Annotated in this window: 17 protein-coding genes; 12 read left to right on the top strand and 5 right to left on the bottom strand. The window is 69.9% G+C overall.

From position 1 onward, the window contains the following. The first annotated feature begins 58 nt into the window (after window positions 1-58). On the top strand, window positions 59-835 hold the full coding sequence (locus ACIP5K_RS26160; protein ID WP_401413241.1) for an SDR family NAD(P)-dependent oxidoreductase: 777 nt from the start codon (window positions 59-61) through the stop codon (window positions 833-835). A gap of 86 nt (window positions 836-921) precedes the next feature. Here ACIP5K_RS26160 and ACIP5K_RS26155 read toward each other — a convergent pair whose 3' ends face one another. Both ACIP5K_RS26155 and ACIP5K_RS26150 read right to left on the bottom strand, forming a co-directional pair. Beyond that, the gene (locus ACIP5K_RS26155; RefSeq protein WP_401413240.1) at window positions 922-2,082 is read right to left on the bottom strand and encodes a low temperature requirement protein A; all 1,161 of its coding nucleotides are present in this window, start codon (window positions 2,080-2,082) and stop codon (window positions 922-924) included. A 234-nt stretch (window positions 2,083-2,316) separates the two neighbouring features. Then, entirely contained in the window at window positions 2,317-3,639 is a 1,323-nt protein-coding gene (locus ACIP5K_RS26150) for an SGNH/GDSL hydrolase family protein (RefSeq protein WP_401413238.1), read from the bottom strand. A 225-nt stretch (window positions 3,640-3,864) separates the two neighbouring features. On the opposite strand from ACIP5K_RS26150, the gene ACIP5K_RS26145 reads away from it, so the two are divergent. The 4 genes from ACIP5K_RS26145 (at window position 3,865) to ACIP5K_RS26130 (ending at window position 8,265) form a co-directional block, all read left to right on the top strand. Further along, a complete protein-coding gene (locus ACIP5K_RS26145; RefSeq protein WP_401413237.1) occupies window positions 3,865-5,223 on the top strand; it encodes a DUF445 domain-containing protein in 1,359 nt (452 codons plus the stop codon). Between the two features lie 114 nt (window positions 5,224-5,337). Next, window positions 5,338-6,876: an MFS transporter gene (locus ACIP5K_RS26140; RefSeq protein ID WP_401413236.1), complete on the top strand. Its 1,539-nt coding sequence runs from the start codon at window positions 5,338-5,340 to the stop codon at window positions 6,874-6,876. 13 nt (window positions 6,877-6,889) lie between these two features. Continuing rightward, complete coding sequence (locus ACIP5K_RS26135; protein WP_401413234.1) at window positions 6,890-7,867, top strand: GlxA family transcriptional regulator; 978 nt, start codon at window positions 6,890-6,892, stop codon at window positions 7,865-7,867. A gap of 5 nt (window positions 7,868-7,872) precedes the next feature. Then, complete coding sequence (locus ACIP5K_RS26130) at window positions 7,873-8,265, top strand: VOC family protein (RefSeq protein WP_401413232.1); 393 nt, start codon at window positions 7,873-7,875, stop codon at window positions 8,263-8,265. Window positions 8,266-8,284: 19 nt separating this feature from the next. Here the strand turns inward: ACIP5K_RS26130 and ACIP5K_RS26125 are convergent, their stop codons facing one another. Continuing rightward, window positions 8,285-8,593: a hypothetical protein gene (locus tag ACIP5K_RS26125; RefSeq protein WP_401413231.1), complete on the bottom strand. Its 309-nt coding sequence runs from the start codon at window positions 8,591-8,593 to the stop codon at window positions 8,285-8,287. Window positions 8,594-8,838: 245 nt separating this feature from the next. On the opposite strand from ACIP5K_RS26125, the gene ACIP5K_RS26120 reads away from it, so the two are divergent. The 4 genes from ACIP5K_RS26120 (at window position 8,839) to ACIP5K_RS26105 (ending at window position 12,028) form a co-directional block, all read left to right on the top strand. Next, window positions 8,839-9,267, top strand: coding sequence for a hypothetical protein (locus ACIP5K_RS26120; RefSeq protein WP_401413230.1), 429 nt, complete (start codon window positions 8,839-8,841; stop codon window positions 9,265-9,267). Window positions 9,268-9,286: 19 nt separating this feature from the next. Next, on the top strand, window positions 9,287-9,880 hold the full coding sequence (locus ACIP5K_RS26115; RefSeq protein ID WP_401413228.1) for a VanZ family protein: 594 nt from the start codon (window positions 9,287-9,289) through the stop codon (window positions 9,878-9,880). 310 nt (window positions 9,881-10,190) lie between these two features. Continuing rightward, entirely contained in the window at window positions 10,191-11,402 is a 1,212-nt protein-coding gene (locus tag ACIP5K_RS26110) for a DUF262 domain-containing protein (RefSeq protein WP_401413226.1), read from the top strand. Window positions 11,403-11,410: 8 nt separating this feature from the next. Continuing rightward, window positions 11,411-12,028: a HEPN domain-containing protein gene (locus ACIP5K_RS26105; protein ID WP_401413473.1), complete on the top strand. Its 618-nt coding sequence runs from the start codon at window positions 11,411-11,413 to the stop codon at window positions 12,026-12,028. Window positions 12,029-12,075: 47 nt separating this feature from the next. Here the strand turns inward: ACIP5K_RS26105 and ACIP5K_RS26100 are convergent, their stop codons facing one another. Both ACIP5K_RS26100 and ACIP5K_RS26095 read right to left on the bottom strand, forming a co-directional pair. Next, window positions 12,076-12,546 (bottom strand): very short patch repair endonuclease, encoded by a 471-nt coding sequence (locus ACIP5K_RS26100; protein WP_401413224.1) that lies wholly within the window; start codon window positions 12,544-12,546, stop codon window positions 12,076-12,078. A 19-nt stretch (window positions 12,547-12,565) separates the two neighbouring features. Beyond that, window positions 12,566-13,603: an SEC-C metal-binding domain-containing protein gene (locus tag ACIP5K_RS26095; RefSeq protein ID WP_401413223.1), complete on the bottom strand. Its 1,038-nt coding sequence runs from the start codon at window positions 13,601-13,603 to the stop codon at window positions 12,566-12,568. A gap of 193 nt (window positions 13,604-13,796) precedes the next feature. Between ACIP5K_RS26095 and ACIP5K_RS26090 the strand changes: the two genes are divergently transcribed. From ACIP5K_RS26090 to ACIP5K_RS26080, 3 genes are read left to right on the top strand one after another with little or no spacing between them, the layout of a single operon-like run. Continuing rightward, the gene (locus tag ACIP5K_RS26090) at window positions 13,797-14,684 is read left to right on the top strand and encodes a class E sortase (RefSeq protein WP_401413221.1); all 888 of its coding nucleotides are present in this window, start codon (window positions 13,797-13,799) and stop codon (window positions 14,682-14,684) included. Between the two features lie 26 nt (window positions 14,685-14,710). Continuing rightward, window positions 14,711-14,935, top strand: coding sequence for a DUF3311 domain-containing protein (locus tag ACIP5K_RS26085; RefSeq protein ID WP_401413219.1), 225 nt, complete (start codon window positions 14,711-14,713; stop codon window positions 14,933-14,935). Continuing rightward, window positions 14,928-16,415 carry a sodium:solute symporter gene (locus tag ACIP5K_RS26080; RefSeq protein WP_401413218.1) on the top strand — a complete coding sequence of 496 codons (1,488 nt, stop codon included), beginning with the start codon at window positions 14,928-14,930 and terminating at the stop codon, window positions 16,413-16,415. Before ACIP5K_RS26085 ends, ACIP5K_RS26080 begins: the two co-directional genes overlap by 8 nt. Window positions 16,416-16,885: the final 470 nt, after the last annotated feature.

The following is a 16,885-nucleotide window of genomic DNA, read 5'->3' as shown; positions in this document are numbered from 1 at the left end:
ACCACACCCCCACCGCCCCGGCCGCCCGAGCCGGACCTCTCGAAAGGAAACACTCCCCATGAGCAAGCTTGCCCTCGTCACCGGCGCGACCTCCGGCATCGGCAAGGCGTTCGCCGAGCGTTTCGCCGCCGACGGCTACGACCTGATCATCGTCGGCCGCCGCCAGGAACGCCTGCACGAGTTCGTCTCCGCCCACCCCGAAGTCGACGTCCGCGCCGTCACCGCCGATCTCTCCACCGAAGAAGGCATCGACACCCTCGCGGCACTGTGCGCCACTGAGCCGCTGGACATGCTCGTCAACAACGCCGGCGTCTCCCACTACATGCCGTTGGCCGACCTGCCCGCCGACCGGGCCCGCGAACTGGTCAACGTCAAGGTCCTCGCCCCCACTCAGCTGATGCGCGCCGCGGTGGGCCCCATGCAGCAGCGCGGAACGGGCACCATCCTCAACGTCGCCGGCATGATCGCCTTCTCCGGTCCGGCGGGACCCGAGGTCATGCCGCGCCGGGCCGTGTACGCGGGAACCCTGGCCTACCTGGTCGCGATGACCCAGACGCTGGCCGCCGAGGTCGAGGGTTCCGGCGTCACGGTCGGCGTGGTCTGCCCCGGCGTGGTGGCCACCGAGTTCCACTCCTCCCAGGGCCTGGACATGAGCGCCGTGCCCCGCATGAGCGCCGACGACCTCGTCACCGGCGCCCTGCGTGGCCTGGAACTCGGTGAGACCGTCAGCGCCCCGGGCGTCGAGGACTCCCAGCTCCTGAAGGACGTGTTCACCGCCGACCTCGCCGCCTTCGGCGGCCAGTCCCCGGCCCTCGCCACCCGCTACACCGAGTAGCCTCAGCGGGCGACGGCCCTGGGGCCGCACCCTCGCCCCGTCCGGGCGCCACACCCTCACCCGGGGTGGCGGCGCCCGCCGCCTGCTCAGCCGGCGCGGGAACCGGAAGCCTCGTCGATGATCTGGGCCGCGAGCAGCACGGCGAGCGCCGCGCAGACCGCCGCCAGCGCCCACACCGGCCCCCACGACCCCGCGCCCGTCCCCGCGCCGAGCACCACGGCGGCGGCACACAGCCACCAGCCCCGCAGCCGCGCCCCGGCCGCCGCGCGCATCAGCGAGGCGATGAGAAGGAACACGCCGACCGGCGCGGCCAGCGTCAGCCCCACACCCCAGCCCGGCAGCGCCGACTCCGTCTCGGCGATGGCGTCGATGAGCGCCCCGAGAGCCCCGTCCGCCGCCGCCAGCGACGCGAACACGAAGTAGTGCCCGAATCCCCAGATGAACGCCGTCCGGTTGTCACCGAGGTCGTAGTGGCCCAGGAACCCGAAGTACAGCCACCACAGCAGAAAAGCGAGCACCGCGCAGAGCACCGCCGCCGTCACCAGCGGCCACGAATGGGCGTGGTCCTCCAAGGCGCCGTTGAACGCCTCGGACGCGCCCAGCACCATCTCACCCAGGATGATCAGCGTGAACAGCCCGTACCGCTCTTCGATGTGCTCCGGATGCGTCACCGCACGCCGCCCCGGCGGCAGCCGGTTCGCCCACACCGGCACCGCCAGCTCTCCCGCACACCCGACCAGCACCATCACCACCGCCACAGCCCCCGGCCAGTGGCCGAAGGCGAAGACGACCCAGAAGACCTGACACGTCCAGATCCCCGACGCCCACCGCAGGCTGTACCGCCGCAGCTGCGGGTTCGCGCGGCCCGCACGCAGCCACTGGACGGACATCGCCACACGCAGCAGCACGTAACAGCCGGTCATGACCCGGAAGTCATCGTCCTGGAACACGTACGGGATCCCGGAGGCCAGACCCAGCGACGCCAGCAACTGCACGAAGACCAGCAGCCGGTAGGCGACGTCATCGGTGTCGAAGAAGTTCGCGAACCACGTGAACCCCATCCACGCCCACCACACCGCGAACATCACCACGGCCAGCGACACCAGCCCCGACGCGACATCCCCGCCCGCGATCGCGTGATGCCACTGCCCGGCGATCGCACTGACCGTCACCACGAAGACCAGGTCGAAGAACAACTCCAGATTCGTCGCCGTGCGCCCCTCCTCGGAGGGATCACGCAACATCATCCGCCGTACGAATCTCCCAGAAGGTGGCATTTCGGTATCAAATCACCCATGCTCAGCTGCCCGCTCCGTGTCGGCGGCGGCGCTGCCCATCGGTCCGCGGGCCGCCCGGACGGACCGAGCCCGCGCCGCCCTCCGGCCCCAGGCAAAGGTGCCGGTTCATGTCCGGCTCGAACCGACCGCGGGGATTCACGTGCGTCCGGAACGGCGGAGACGGTGCGCGCCGGTCCGCGGCCCCTACAGCTCGGCCCCGGTCGAACCCCTCAGTGAGGCCAGGTCGAAGGACTCGGCCATCTTGCGGTACCCGGCATCGCTCGGGTGCAGATGATCACCCGAGTCGTACTGCGGCAGCAGCTTGCGCGGGTTGTACGGATCCCGCAAAGCCCGGTCGAAGTCGACATAGCTGTCGAACACCTTCCCGGCGCGGATCTGCTCGTTGACCCCCTGCCGGACGACCTCGAGCCGGGGCTCGTACCCCCGATGCCCCTCGAACGGCATCAGGGTCGCCCCCACCACGCGCAGCCCGCGCGCATGCGCCTGCCGTACCAGCTCCCGCAGCCCCTCGGTGATCCGGTCGGGGTCGGTCTGCTGCGGGTTGCGCAGGATGTCGTTGATCCCGAGGTCGATGACGACGGCCCGCACCCCGGCGCGGTCGAGCGCGTCGCGACCGAACCGGGAGAGCCCGCTCGGATTGTTGGCGGGGCGCCCGAGCCCGTCGGACAGCACGCGGTTGCCGCTGATGCCCTGGTTCACGACGCCGTAGCGCGGCGCGCCCGCCTCGGTGCGCAGCCGGTCGGCGAGTACGTCCGTCCAGCGGCGGTTGGCGCCCATGGTGGAGGTGATGCCGTCGGTGAGCGAGTCGCCGAGGACGACGACACTGCCCGCGGTGTCGCTGCTGAGCACGTCGAGCGAGGTGACGTAGCGCCAGTACGGGCTCTGCTCGGTGTACGGGGTCCCGGTCGGGTCCTCGACGGCGTCGCCGCCCGCCACGTACGACATCTGCCGGGCCTGCGGGTGGAACGTGACCGGACCCGACGCGGTCGGCGAGTACGTGCTGACGAGCATGTCCGAGTCGCCCGGCACCCGCAGCCGTACGCCGTCGCTGACGACCTGCGCCCCGGCCGCGATGACCACCGAGGTGTTCCCGGAGAAGGTCAGCCGCCGCACGGTGCCGGTCAGCGCCGTCGGGTCGTTCGGCGCCGCGGCCACGGCGACCGAGGCGTGCGTGATGCTGAGCGGCTGCTGACCGTAGAGGTTGGAGAGGGTGACGCGGGCACCGGTGCCGCCGATGCTCGTGTGCACGACATTGCGGATGGAGCGGCCGGAGAGACCATTCGTCTCCGTGCCGGGCTCGGCGCCGGCCGGAGCGGCCGACCAGCTGCCGGTCCAGGAGCCGGTGGAGGCGGGAGCGGCGGAGCCGTGCGGGTGGGCGCCGCCCGCCTGGATGGTGTCGTCGCCGCTCCGGAGGACGCCGGAGAAACCGACGTAGATGGCGGCAGAGAACACTACGGCGACCGCGACGAGCGCGGCCAGCAGCACATAACCGTGACGCCTGGTCATGCGGTGTGTGTCTCCTCGTGCAGGGGGAGCCGAGGCTCCGGTGTGAATATCCCATGATGCGTCATGGGGCGAGACGAGGCCGACACTGCCCCCCTCCGCCCTGTGAGACGCCGGGAACTTGTCGTTCGTTCCGTTTGTAGGTCAGGAAGGGACAATGTGTGAGCGGGATGACATGGGTGACATGGCAGCGGTGGACGCGGCGGCGACGAGTGAGGCGGACGAGCGATGAGCAATCCGGATAAAAGGGGTGAATCGGACGGAGTGGGTCTGGGGCAGTATGCCCCCGGACCCCCCGCGGAGCCCCGCACCGCCCGCCGCTCCGTCACCGAGTTCACCGAGGCCGACGAGGAGAAGCGCCGCGGTGTGCGCCGGATGAAGGCGACGGCGACGGGCCTGCTCGTCCTCGTCGCGTTCGTCTACGCCCTGACCACCTGGGCGGAGCACACCGGCGCGGGCGCCTGGACCGGCTACGTCGCGGCCGCCGCCGAGGCCGGCATGGTCGGCGCGCTCGCCGACTGGTTCGCGGTCACGGCCCTCTTCCGCCACCCGCTGGGCATCCCCATCCCGCACACCGCGATCATTCCGCGCAAGAAGGACCAGCTCGGACTCTCGCTCGGCGAGTTCGTCGGCGAGAACTTCCTCTCCGGGGACGTCGTCCGCGACCGCCTGCGCTCCGTCGGCATCGGCTCCCGGCTCGGCGCCTGGCTCGCCGAGCCCAGGAACGCGGACCGGGTCACCGCCGAGCTGGCCACCGCGCTGCGCGGCGCCCTCACCGTGCTGCGCGACTCCGACGTCCAGGCCGTCGTCGGCGAGGCCATCACCCGCCGCGCCGACAACGCCGAGATCGCCCCCGGCATCGGCAAGATGCTGGAGAAGGTCGTCGCCGACGGCGGCCACCGGCGCGTCGTCGACCTGGTGTGCGCGCGGGCCCACGACTGGCTCGTCCTGCACTCCGACTCCGTGATGGACGCGGTGCAGGGCGGGGCGCCCGGCTGGACCCCGCGGTTCGTGGACAAGCGGGTCGGCGAGCGGGTCTACAAGGAGCTGCTGCGCTTCGTCACCGAGATGCGCGACATGCCCGAGCACCCGGCGCGCGGCGCCGTGGACCGTTTCCTGCGCGACTTCGCGGGCGACCTGCAATCGGACTCGGACACCCGCGCGCGCGTCGAGCGCCTGAAGTCGGACGTCCTGGGCCGCTCCGAGGTGCAGGACCTGATCGCCTCCACCTGGTCGGCGGTCCGCTCGATGATCGTCGCGGCGGCCGAGGACGAGCGCAGCGAGCTGCGCCTGCGGGTGCGGGCGTCGCTGCTCTCGCTCGGCCGGCGGATGGCGTCGGACCCGAAGGTGCAGGGGAAGGTCGACGGCTGGGTGGAGGGCGCGGCGGTGTACGTCGTGACGACGTACCGCACCGAGATCACCTCGCTCATCACCGACACCGTGGCCGGCTGGGACGCCGAGCACACCTCCCGCAAGATCGAGGCCCACATCGGCCGCGACCTCCAGTTCATCCGGATCAACGGCACGGTGGTCGGTTCGCTGGCGGGCCTGGTGATCTACACGGTGTCGAAGGCGCTGGGGGCGTAGGACCGGCCCCGGGCGCGGCCGCGCGGCGTGCGCGGCCTGTGTGGCGTGAGCCGGGGCCTGCGGGGCAGACGGGTGAAGCCTGTTCACCCCACTCCCTCGACGAGGAGGGGCGCCATGTCCCCGGAACAGCAGAAGGACCCCGGCACCGGCGGATCAGCCCCCGGCACCGACAAAGTCCCCGGCACCGACGGATCAGCCCCCGGCACCGGCACCGGCACCGTCACCACCGCCGTCCCCGCCCGCCTCGACCGCCTCCCCTGGTCCCGCTGGCACTGGATGGTCGTCATCGGCCTCGGCACGGTCTGGATCCTCGACGGCCTGGAGGTCACGGTCGTCGGCAACATCGCGGGCCGCCTCTCGGAGTCCGGCAGCGGCCTGCCCATCTCCTCCGCGCAGGTCACCGGCCTCGCGGCCGCCCTGTACGTGGCGGGCGCCTGCGTCGGAGCCCTGTTCTTCGGCTGGCTGACCGACCGGTTCGGCCGCAAGAAGCTGTTCCTGGTGACGCTCGCGGTCTACCTGGCGGCGACGGCCCTGACCGCCGTCTCCTTCTCCACCTGGTGGTTCCTCCTCTTCCGCTTCTTCACCGGCTTCGGCATCGGCGGCGAATACGCGGCCATCAACTCGGCGATCGACGAGCTGATCCCGTCGAAGTTCCGCGGCCGCGTCGACCTCATCATCAACGGCAGCTTCTGGCTCGGCGCGATCGGCGGCTCGCTGCTCTCGATCGTCGCCCTCGACACGGACCTGTTCGCGAAGAACATCGGCTGGCGCCTCACCTTCGCCCTCGGCGTCGTCCTCGGCCTGGTCATCCTCCTCGTCCGGCGCAACGTCCCCGAGAGCCCCCGCTGGCTCTTCATCCACGGACGTGGAGAGGAGGCGGACACCCTGGTCACCCAGGTGGAGGACAAGATCCGTACGGAACGCGGCGAGACGGCCCTGCCGCCCCCGGCCGGCGAGATCACCATCCACCAGCGCAAGAGCGTCGGCTTCCTGGAGATCGCCCGCACGGTCTTCCGCTCCTACCCGCGCCGCACCACCCTCGGCCTCGCCCTCTTCATCGGCCAGGCGTTCCTCTACAACGCGATCACCTTCGGCTTCGGCGCGATCCTCACCACCTTCTACGACGTGCCGACCGGCTCCACCGGCTACTACTTCGCGGTGATCGCGGCCGGCAACTTCATCGGCCCGCTGCTGCTGGGCAAGCTCTTCGACACGCTCGGCCGGCGCATCATGATCTCCTCCACCTACCTCCTGTCCGGGGTGCTGCTGTTCGGCACGGCCTGGCTCTTCGACCGCGGCTCGCTCACGGCGACGACCCTGACGGCCTGCTGGTCGGTGGTCCTGTTCTTCGCGTCGGCGGGCGCCTCCAGCGCGTACCTCACCGTCTCGGAGATCTTCCCGATGGAGACGCGCGCGATGGCGATCGCCTTCTTCTACGCGATCGGCACGGCGGCCGGCGGCATCAGCGGCCCGCTGCTCTTCGCCGACCTCACCAAGAGCGGCAAGGTCGGCGACACCGTCCTCGCCTTCCAGGTCGGCGCCACGCTGATGTGCCTGGCGGGCCTGGTCGCCGTGGCGTTCGCGGTCAAGGCGGAGGGCAGGTCGCTGGAGGACGTGGCCCGGCCGCTGTCGGCGGTGTCGCCCTCCGGGTGACAGCATCGGGGCCATGGCAGAGCCGCGCGGACCGCGCACCACGGTGGCCGTCCTGATCAGGGACGGTGTCCTGCCCATGGAACTGGGCCTGGTCCACCAGCTGTTCGGCGCCGCCCGCGACCCCGCGACGGGCGAGCCGCTCTACACCGTCCGCACGTGCGCGCCCCGGCCCGGCAGGATCCGTACCGACGCCGACTTCCCAGTCTACGCCGCACACGGCCTGGAAGCGGTGCGCACGGCGGACACGGTCCTGGTCCCGGCGTCGCACGAGACGGACGAGACGCTCCGCGCGGGCACCCTGGACGCCGGGCTGGCGGAGGCCGTCGGCGCGGTGCGGGGCCGGGTGGCGTCCATCTGCACGGGGGCGTTCGTGCTGGCGGCGGCGGGCCTGCTGGACGGGCGCCGGGCGACGACGCACTGGATGGCGTCGGCGCACTTCGCCCGCGCGTTCCCGGCCGTCACGGTCGACGCCGACGTGCTGTACGTGGACGAGGGCCCGGTGCTGACCTCCGCCGGGGAGGCGGCCGGCATCGACCTGTGCCTGCACATGATCCGCACGGACCACGGCGCGGCGGTGGCGGCCGACGTCGCCCGGCGCACCGTCGTGCCGCCCTACCGGGAGGGCGGGCAGGCCCAGTACGTCCGGCGCCCGGTGGGGACGACGGACCTGACGACGACGTCGGCCTCCCGGGCCTGGGCCCTCGACCACCTCGCCGAGCCGCTGACCCTGGCCGGCCTGGCGGCGCGCGACGGCATGTCGGTGCGCACCTACAACCGCCGCTTCCGCGAGGAGACCGGCGTCACCCCCATGGCCTGGCTGACCGTCCAACGCGTCGACCGGGCCCGGGAGTTGCTGGAACGCACCGACCACACCGTGGACCGCGTCGCGGCGGAGACCGGCTTCCGCACGGACGTCTCGCTGCGCCGCCACTTCCGGCGGACGGTCGGGGTGTCGCCGGGGGCGTACCGGGCCACGTTCCGGGGACGATGACCGGCATGACACAGATCCGCAGAGCGGTCCCGAACGTACAGGTGGAGCCCGGCGAGCAGGCCGCCGACGCCAACCGCGCCTTCTACGGCACCCTCGGCTTCGAGGAGGTCATGAACCTCGGCTGGGTGACGACCCTGGCCTCCCCGTCCCACCCCGCCGCCCAGCTCACCTTCCTCACCCACGACGCGACGGCCCCGGTCGTCCCTGACGTCAGCGTGGAGCTGGGCTCGGTGCAGGACGTCGACACGGCGTACGAGACGCTGCGCGCGTCCGGCGCCGAGATCGTCCACCCCCTGTCCGACGAGGACTGGGGCGTCCACCGCTTCTTCGTCCGCGACCCGCAGGGCCGCGTCGTGAACGTCCTGGCCCACCGGGAGCAGGGGGCGGCCCCGTCCTGACCCCTCGGGGGGAGGGGGCTCAGGCGGCCTTGCGGTCCACGACCACGTACGACGCGGCGGCGACCGCTCCGGCCACCCCGAACACGGCGGGCCAGGCACCGACCTTCTTGGCCAGCGGGTGCGACCCGGCGAACGCGACGACATAGGCCCCGGTCAGCGCTCCGGCCACTTTCCCGCCCCGCACCTTGGTCCACTGCGTGGCGGCGGCCGCCCCGGCGACGGCGAGCACGGCGCCCCCCAGCTGCCGCTTCCTGGTGAAGCGGGCGGTGGCGTACCCGCCGATGAGGCCGGCGGCGGCGAGCGGGGCGGTGGGCAGGGTGCGGGCCATCGAATCTCCCGGAGGGCGGAACGCCGGGCCGAATGCCCGGCCATGCACGGAACGGCGCCGTTTGACGCCGTTCGCGAGGTTACGCCGTGTGCCCCGGCCCGGGGCGCGGAGGGCGACGACTGTGCTCCGGCTCACGCCGGCGACGCGGCGGGGCGGGACGCGCCCGGCAGCGGCGCTGCCCCGGTCGGGTGGACCTGCCGCCGAACGGCCCCGAACGGCCCGCCCCGGCCGCGAGGATCGACGACGTGAACCTGCGCCCCCTCCTCGCCACCGCCGCCCTGCTCCTCGCCGCCACCACCTTCGCGGCGGCCCCCTCCCTCGACGCGCGACAGCCGCGCGGCGGCACGGCACCGTCGCACCGGTCGTCCCCCGACGGCTGCGGCGAGACCGACCACGGGCACCTCTGCATCAGCGGACCGAGCCCGAGGTCGGGCACGTACAAGATCGCCTACAACCGGTACGACGACGTCGGCGAGATCACGGTGAAGCTGGGCTACGAGATCAAGATGATCCGCGACGGCAGGATCCACGAGTCGCGGTGGATCGGCTCGAAGAGGACGAGGAACGGCTACGCGTACGTCAAGAAGCACCTGACCATGGGTGAGAAGGACTGCGTCCGGGCGAAGATGGAGTACCGGGGCAGGAAGTACATCTCCAAGTGGCTCCCCTGCTGAGCGCACCGCGGCGGCCCGCATGTGGCGCGTAGTCCTGTACGTCACCCCGCTGACGGCCGCCCTGTCCGTCGCGGCGGCGGCCGCGCTGGCCCTCGTCCTGGCCCGGTGGCGGGCCCGCGCCCCGCAGACCGCCCGCCGGGCCGCGCGCGCCCTGGGCTTGGCCTGGCTGACCCTGGTCCTCGCGGCGACCCTGCTCCCCACCCAGCCGCTGGGCTCCGGCGGCAGGTCCGTGTTCCGGACCCCGGGGGAGGGCCTGTGGGGCCCCCGCCCACCGTTCGTGGACGCCGACGAACGCCACCTGATCGTGGCGCTCCAGACCGCCAACGCGGCGATGTTCGTACCGCTCGGCATCCTGACGTCCGCGTCCGCACGCAGACCGTCGACACCACGGGCCACCCTCCTGTGCGCCGCCCTGAGCGTGTCCGTCGAACTGGCCCAGCTCGTGATGGCGGCGGGCCGGGTCGTCGACGTGGACGACGTGCTGTTCAACACGGCGGGGGCCCTGCTCGGAGCCGCACTGCTCACCACGTCGAACCACCTCACCGGAAGCCTCCACACGATCTCTGGCTCCCGCGGGGGGCGGGGGGCTCGGCGTCGCCCGTTCCGCGCCTGAGGGGTCTGCCCCGTGCGCAGCCGCAGCACTTCCCCGAGCCGGGTCCGTGCTCATGGGAGACGAGCCGGACGATTCCGCTGACACGAGTCGGTCCTCGAGGACTGGTTGGATCTTGCCCGACTCAGAGGCCGGCGAACGCCACCAGCCTCATGAGTCCGGAGGTCTCGCCCGTGTTACTGGGCGCTCTCCGACACAAGCAGGCGCAGAGGGGACTCGCACTGCCAACGGAAGCTCAACCTGTGGACTGAGCCCCAAGAACGTTCTGGGCGAGGCACCATGGTCCTCAACAGCCACAGGGAATCGAGGAGCCATGGCGGACTACGTAGAGCCGGAGTGGGATGACGCGGATGGAGAAGAAGACGACACCAGCGAATCGGTCACCTCAGAGGAGGTTACGCGTGCGGTTGTCACCGATACAGATTGGACTGCTGAGACGATCCTGAGCCAGCTGCGACGAGGGAATATTCAACTCAACCCACGTTTTCAGCGACGTGATGCCTGGAACAGGCCCCGGAAGAGTCGATTCATCGAGTCACTCATTCTCGGGCTGCCAATTCCGCAAATCGTTCTCGCGGAGGACAAGAATCGGCGCGGGAAATTTATAGTTTTGGATGGGAAACAGCGCCTTTTGGCTCTTCGTCAGTTCGCGGCCGGTTCATCATTTGCCGCGTCTGACGAGGAAGAAGGTTTCAAGGGTTTCTCGCTTTCAGGGCTTGAAGTGCGCGAGGACCTGAGACTCGTGACGCTGAAGCGGATGGAGAAGGAGGCGAAGTATGTAGATGACTTCAATTCTCTACTCAATGAGACGATCCGAACGGTTGTCGTGCGACGTTGGCCGAGTGAGGATTTTCTCAACCTGGTATTTCTTCGTTTGAATACAGGCAGCGTCAAGCTTTCCCCTCAAGAGCTTAGGCAAGCGTTGCATCCCGGGAAGTTCACTGATTTTCTGGATGATTTCGCTTCTGAGAGTGAATGGCTACGCAGGGCACTGCGTATCGATAAGCCGGACTTTCGTATGCGGGATGTCGAGATACTTTTGCGCTACTTCGGGTTCCGGTATTCGCTGGACGAGTATACGGGAAACCTGAAGAAATTCCTGGATGACACCGTAAACGTGCTTAACGCTCAGTGGGAGAGTGAAGAGGGCGGAATTAGGGCCAGGGGAGAGGAATGTGATAAGGCTATCGAGGCGACGTTCGAGATCTTCGGCGAACAGTCCTTCTACCGTTGGGCTCGCGGGAAGTATGAAGGGAGGTTCAACCGGGCAGTTTTCGATGTAATGACCTACTATTTCACAGATTCCGAGGTTCGAGAGCTCGCAATTGGACGGTCGGGTTCAGTTGAGGCAGCATTCCGGCATCTGTGCGAATCGGATCAGAGGTTTGTGGAGTCAATTCAGACCACTACAAAGACTCCGCTGGCAACTCATCGCAGGCTCGCTGCGTGGGGGGAGGCTCTGGAGCGGGTGATCGATCGAAGTCTCCGGATTCCTGAGCTGCGCGACAACCGTCTCGTTCCGTAGGCCGAGTGATGGCATCAGTCCGTTTCGAGGAACTGTCTCTGAGGATAGGCGAGTTGAGGCAGTACTTCCTCCCAGAGCGATTCGAGCCCACGGGTTCATATGAGCAGTGCGTGCATGAGCATGCGCGTGCATTTCGTGTGCTTGCGCACGCGGAGTTCGAATCCTTCATTGAGGATCGTGTGGTCGAAGTTATTGACCTGGCGGTAACTCAGTGGCAGGCGGGGAGCGAGGTTTCGTCTGTTCTGGTCGCCGCGTTGGCGTATCGAGAGTCCGCTTTCTCGATGCCCGCTTCCCTTGCGGACGCCAACGCGAAGCGCGGCAAGTATCCGGAGCTTGCGGAGAGAATTGAGCATACGCGTACGGAGATATATAGGTACGCACGTCACCAGAATCATGGAATAAAGGAGCGGAACCTCCTGAGGATGCTACTTCCTGTGGGCGTCTTGGAGTCGGACTTGAATACTACGTGGCTTAGTCAGACGGACGCTTGGGCTACGGAGCGAGGAGAGGCCGCCCACAAGGCAGGTAAGGTGCAGGTGCAATTGGATCCGCGAAAAGAATTCCTCACTGTTTCCAAAATACTCGATGGATTTCGAGAGGTTGATGAAATGCTTGCCGCGAAATAGGGCAAGATGAGGCCTGTCAGCCCTATTAATTTCCTCGGTATTTATCGTTAGCGCGTATCGCGCTCGTGAGGCTTCGCGGGTCTCCCTCGGGTGTCGGCGATGGTACGCGCTACGGCTGCTGGATCCTCGTGCTCCCAGAATCGCAGCACAGTCCAGCCCGACTCCTCCAAGTGCCGCGTGGTCTCGCGGTCGCGGGTCATGTTCTTGTCGAGCTTGGTCCGCCACCAAGTGGCGTTGGCCTTCGGCTTTGTACCGTGCTGTGGACAGCCGTGCCAGAAGCAACCGTCCATGAAGACCGCGATTCTGTTCTTTCCGAAGGCGATGTCAATGGTGCGGCGTCGCATCCCGGGGACCGGGACGTTCAAGCGGTAGCGCAGGCCCGCCGCGTGGAGGAGACGGCGAACCGCCAGCTCGGGCGCGGTGTCGCGGGAGACCTGACGGCTCATACGGGCCGAGACGGATGCGGACGAAGGGATGGGGCGGGACACATCAGCATTGTGCCCAAGAGGTCCCGCCATGCGCCCGCTGATACTCGGATCAGTTGACGGTGCCGTGACAGGCACCGTAGTTCGTGCCGCTTCCGCACCAGCACCCCGCATCGGAAGCCGGCGGCCAGGCCGTGGCGCGGCCTCGGGCCGCCAGGGTCGTCGCGTACTGGGGGAGCAGGGACGCGTCGTCGGGGGACGAGGCCTCCGAGGCCGCGAAGGCCTCGTAGGACGGGACCGTGCCCGTGACGATGCCGAGGTTGGCCGTGCCCGACGCCGCCAGTTCGCGCAGGGAACCCTCTATCGACGTCAGGTGGGACTCGTACGTCGGGTACTCCGAGGTCAGCGCAGGGTAGGCGGCGATCAGTTCCGCGTACTCCGTCGACGGCCAGTGCAGGACGGCGACCGGGAACGGGCGGGACAGCGCCTCGCGGTAGGTGCCCAGTTCGGCGCGGAGGCGGGAGATCTCGGCCTGGAGCTCGGCGGGGTTCTCCGAGCCGAGGGCCCACAGGCGCTTGGGGTCGTGGAGTTCGTCGAGGGAGACCGGGGTGCGGTTGGCCTGGTCGGCGAGGGCGTCCCAGTCGTCGTGCGGGGTGCCCAGGAGGCGGCGCACGCGGTGCCGGCCCAGGAGGAGGGGGTGTTTGGCGAGGGGCACGCCCGACGCGCGCTCCGGCTCCGGGACGAGGAGTTCCAGCGCCTCCGTGAACGTCGCGTGGGCCTGTTCCAGCTCGTCGTGCTGCTCCAGGGACTCCGCGACGATCACCCACGGCGCCGGGGACCGTGGGGCGGTGGCGCGCAGGCCCGTGATGATGGCGTTGGCCTCCGCCTCGTGCCCGTACTCCCACAGGTTCGCGGCCTTGAGGGCCCGGATCAGGGACGGGTCGTGGACGTCCGGCGCGGCGAGCAGACCGTCGTAGAGCGTCGTGGCGCGCTCTCGGTCGTCGGCGAGTTCGTAATGGGCCGCGGCCTGGAGGAGCAGGGGTTCCGCGTCCTCGGGATACATGTCCGCCGTGCGTTCCAGACGCTCGGCTTCCGCTACGTGGTCGGCACGGTCGTTCTCTGCGGGTGTGGCAGGCGTGTCGGGGCGCATGAGGGACACCGTACTGCCGGAATCCGTGCGGCGGACCGTCCGTATCGCAGTGTGGTGGCCTGCTCCGTCGCCGGTGAACGCCCCCGGGAAGCCGTTCCGGGGCCCGGTCACCGGCACCGCCCCACGGCCGGGCGGCCCGTCCGGTCCGGGTCCTTCTCTGGCTAGTTGGCGCCCCGGGACCTATCTTGCGCCCGTGCTGGAGCGGATACGGATGCAGATGCGGATGGGGATACGGGCGCGTACGCGGACGGGTGCGCGGGGTGGGCCCCAGGTCGTGGCCCAGGGGCGTCCCCGCCGGTCGGCCGGCGTGCGTGTGCTGTGGGGCGGCGCAGAGGTCGCCGTCACCTGCGGGGTGATCCTCCTGCTGCTCGTCGTGCACCAGCTGTGGTGGACCAACCGGCAGGCCAGGGCCGGCGCCGAACGACAGGTCCACTCCCTCGAACGGCAATGGGACCAGGACAAGGGCGGCGACCAGGGCGGGGACGGCGACGAGGGCGGGGACGGGGACGGGGTCAAAGAGGAGGGAGAAGGAGGGAGCCGGGGGGACGCCTCCTCCGATGCCGGCAGCGGGGGTGGGGGTGGGGGCGGGAGTGCCGGGGCGCGGGGGCGGGCCGGCGCGCGGCCCGCCTACGACCAGGCGTACGCCGTGCTCTCCATCCCGCGCCTCGGCCTGCGGGTGCCCGTGGCGCAGGGGGTCAGCAAGCCGAACGTCCTCAACCACGGCTATGTGGGCCACTATCCGGGCACGGCCCAGCCGGGCGGCGTCGGGAACTTCGCGCTCGCCGGGCACCGCAACACCCACGGCGAACCGTTCCGCTACATCAACCGGCTGCGCCGCGGTGACACCGTCTCCGTGCGGACCCGGGACGCCACGTACACGTACGTCGTCGACAGGACGCTCGGGCGGACCTCGGCGCGCGACGGGGGTGTGATCGCACCCGTGCCGCGCAGCCGGGTCGTGCCGTCGGCCGGGTACGCGAGCGCCGGGTACTACATCACGCTCACCACCTGTACGCCCGAGTTCACGTCCCGGTACCGGCTGGTGGTGTGGGGGAAGCTGAGCCGGATGACGCCCCGGTAGGCCGCCAGGACCTAGGCTGGCTGCTCGTGATCAAACGGCCGCATCTGCTCTGGCTCCTCGTGCCCTTCGTGCTGTACATCGTCGCGCTCCCGTTCGTGAACCGGGTCGAACCGGTGCTGCTCGGGCTGCCGTTCCTGTTCGTGTGGCTGCTCGGGGCGACGCTGCTGACGCCCGTCGCCGTGTGGCTGACCTGGCGCGGCGACCGCAGACTCGCCGGTGGGCCGGGGAGCGAGGGGGCCGGGGATGAGTGACGGGGCCGTCGCCACGACGCTGTTCGGCGTCTTCATGGTCGCCACCGTCGCGCTCGGGCTGCTCGCCGTGCGGGGCAGGGGCGGCGGCGGGGGGCTCGCCGAGTGGTCGGTGGGCGGGCGCTCGCTGGGCGCCGTGTTCATCTGGGTGCTGATGGCGGGCGAGGGGTACACGAGCTTCAGTTATCTCGGGGCGGCCGGCTGGGGGTACAACTTCGGCGCGCCGGTGCTGTACGTCGTCGCCTACATGTCCTGCGGATACGCCGTCGGGTACGTGGTGGGGCCGATGCTGTGGGCCTACGCGCGCCGGCACGGGCTGGTGTCCATCACCGACATGGTCGCCCACCGGTTCGGGCGGCCGTGGGCGGGCGCCGCGGTGGCCGTGCTGGTGACGGTCTTCCTGCTGCCCTACATCCAGTTGCAGATCACGGGGATGGGGGTGGTCGTGTCGACGATCTCCTACGGCGCCATCAGCCTGAACTGGGCCTACTTCATCGGGTTCGCCGTCACGACGGTGTTCGTGGTGGTCAGCGGGCTGCGCGGCAGCGCCTGGGTGTCCGTCCTGAAAGACGTGCTGGTCATCGTGACGCTGGCGTTCCTCGCGCTGTACGTCCCCGTGCACTACTTCGACGGGTACGGGGACTTCCTCGGGCGGCTCGTCGACGAGAAGAGCGCGTGGCTGACGCTGCCGGGGAGCGGCGGGTCGCCGTACGGGGAGGGGTGGTTCGCCACGACGACGTTCCTGAACGCGCTGACCGTCGTGATCTTCCCGACGACCGTCGCGGGGTATCTGGGGGCGCGCAGTGCCGACGGGCTGCGGCGCAACGCCGTCTGGCTGCCCGCGTACAACGTGCTGCTGTTCGTGCCGATGCTGCTGGGGATGGCGGCGCTGTTCGTGGTGCCCGGGCTGACCGGGGCCGAGTCCAATCTGGCGCTGTTCAAGCTGGTCGTCGACTCGCTGCCGGCCTGGGCCGTCGGGATCATCGGGGTCGCGGCCGCGCTGTCGTCGATCGTGCCGATGGCGGTGTTCATGCTGGTCATCGGCACGATGTGGGGGAGCAGCGTCTTCTCGCTCGTGCCGCGCTGGCGGGGGTCGTCGCAGGCGCAGAAGACGTGGTCGCAGGTGGTCGTGGTGGTGGCCGGGGGGCTGGCGCTGGTGTTGACGTACTCGGCGCCGAACACGCTGGTGCGGCTGTCTCTCATCTCGTACGAGGGGATGGCGCAGTTGGTGCCGATGTTGTTGGTGGGGCTGGTGTGGCGGCGGATGAGTCTGGTGGGGGCGTTGAGCGGGGTTGTGGTGGGGGTGGGGGTCGTCTGTGGGCTGGTGTTCAGTGGGCGGGATCCGGTGTTCGGGGTGAACGCCGGGATCGTCGGGCTCGCCGCCAATGGGGTGGTCATGTTGGTGGTGACGTACGGGCGTCCGGCTGATCGGGATGAACGGTCGGACGGCGATGTCCTGGCCCGGGATCCGATCGTCGGGTGACACCTCCGGTGGGCGCGTCCCCTTGAAGCCTTGCGCTGCACGCGGCTTCCCTGTTGTTCGCCGACTGGCTGATGGGAGCTTCTCGCGCGGTTCCCCCCGCGCCTGGGTTGGTTCGTCGTCTGCGGGCTGGTGGGGGCTGGTCGCGCAGTTCCCCGCGCCCCTGGGTCCGTCGCCGACTCCCGGCCGGTGGCCGCTTCTCGCGCAGTTCCCCGCGCCCCTGAGGCGTGCGCTGCGCGCTGCCTCTCCTTGAGGCTGCGCTTCGCGCGCCTCCACTGAGAGGCGAGACGGTAGCGCGCCTCTCCCGAGAGGCCGGACAGTGGCGCGCCTCTCCTGGGGGGTGGGTCGGTGGTGCGCCTCTCCGATGAGATGGCGCACGCAGTGCGCATCTCAGGGGCGCGGGGAACTGCGCGATCAGCCACGACGAGAGCCGCGCCCGAAAGGCGGCCCCAGGGGCGCGGGGAACTGCGCGA

The sequence above is a fragment of the Streptomyces sp. NPDC088785 genome (genome assembly GCF_044750685.1).
Taxonomy (GTDB): domain Bacteria; phylum Actinomycetota; class Actinomycetes; order Streptomycetales; family Streptomycetaceae; genus Streptomyces.
This window is presented reverse-complemented; position numbering and strand designations above follow the sequence as displayed.

Coding starts and splice junctions, on each gene's coding strand:
- ACIP5K_RS26155 (WP_401413240.1), bottom strand. CDS start 2,082: ATGATGTTGCGTGATCCCTCCGAGGAGGGGCGCACGGCGACGAATCTG.
- ACIP5K_RS26115 (WP_401413228.1), top strand. CDS start 9,287: ATGTGGCGCGTAGTCCTGTACGTCACCCCGCTGACGGCCGCCCTGTCC.
- ACIP5K_RS26140 (WP_401413236.1), top strand. CDS start 5,338: ATGTCCCCGGAACAGCAGAAGGACCCCGGCACCGGCGGATCAGCCCCC.
- ACIP5K_RS26110 (WP_401413226.1), top strand. CDS start 10,191: ATGGCGGACTACGTAGAGCCGGAGTGGGATGACGCGGATGGAGAAGAA.
- ACIP5K_RS26105 (WP_401413473.1), top strand. CDS start 11,411: ATGGCATCAGTCCGTTTCGAGGAACTGTCTCTGAGGATAGGCGAGTTG.
- ACIP5K_RS26095 (WP_401413223.1), bottom strand. CDS start 13,603: ATGCGCCCCGACACGCCTGCCACACCCGCAGAGAACGACCGTGCCGAC.
- ACIP5K_RS26080 (WP_401413218.1), top strand. CDS start 14,928: ATGAGTGACGGGGCCGTCGCCACGACGCTGTTCGGCGTCTTCATGGTC.
- ACIP5K_RS26125 (WP_401413231.1), bottom strand. CDS start 8,593: ATGGCCCGCACCCTGCCCACCGCCCCGCTCGCCGCCGCCGGCCTCATC.
- ACIP5K_RS26160 (WP_401413241.1), top strand. CDS start 59: ATGAGCAAGCTTGCCCTCGTCACCGGCGCGACCTCCGGCATCGGCAAG.
- ACIP5K_RS26145 (WP_401413237.1), top strand. CDS start 3,865: ATGAGCAATCCGGATAAAAGGGGTGAATCGGACGGAGTGGGTCTGGGG.
- ACIP5K_RS26135 (WP_401413234.1), top strand. CDS start 6,890: ATGGCAGAGCCGCGCGGACCGCGCACCACGGTGGCCGTCCTGATCAGG.
- ACIP5K_RS26130 (WP_401413232.1), top strand. CDS start 7,873: ATGACACAGATCCGCAGAGCGGTCCCGAACGTACAGGTGGAGCCCGGC.
- ACIP5K_RS26150 (WP_401413238.1), bottom strand. CDS start 3,639: ATGACCAGGCGTCACGGTTATGTGCTGCTGGCCGCGCTCGTCGCGGTC.
- ACIP5K_RS26100 (WP_401413224.1), bottom strand. CDS start 12,546: ATGGCGGGACCTCTTGGGCACAATGCTGATGTGTCCCGCCCCATCCCT.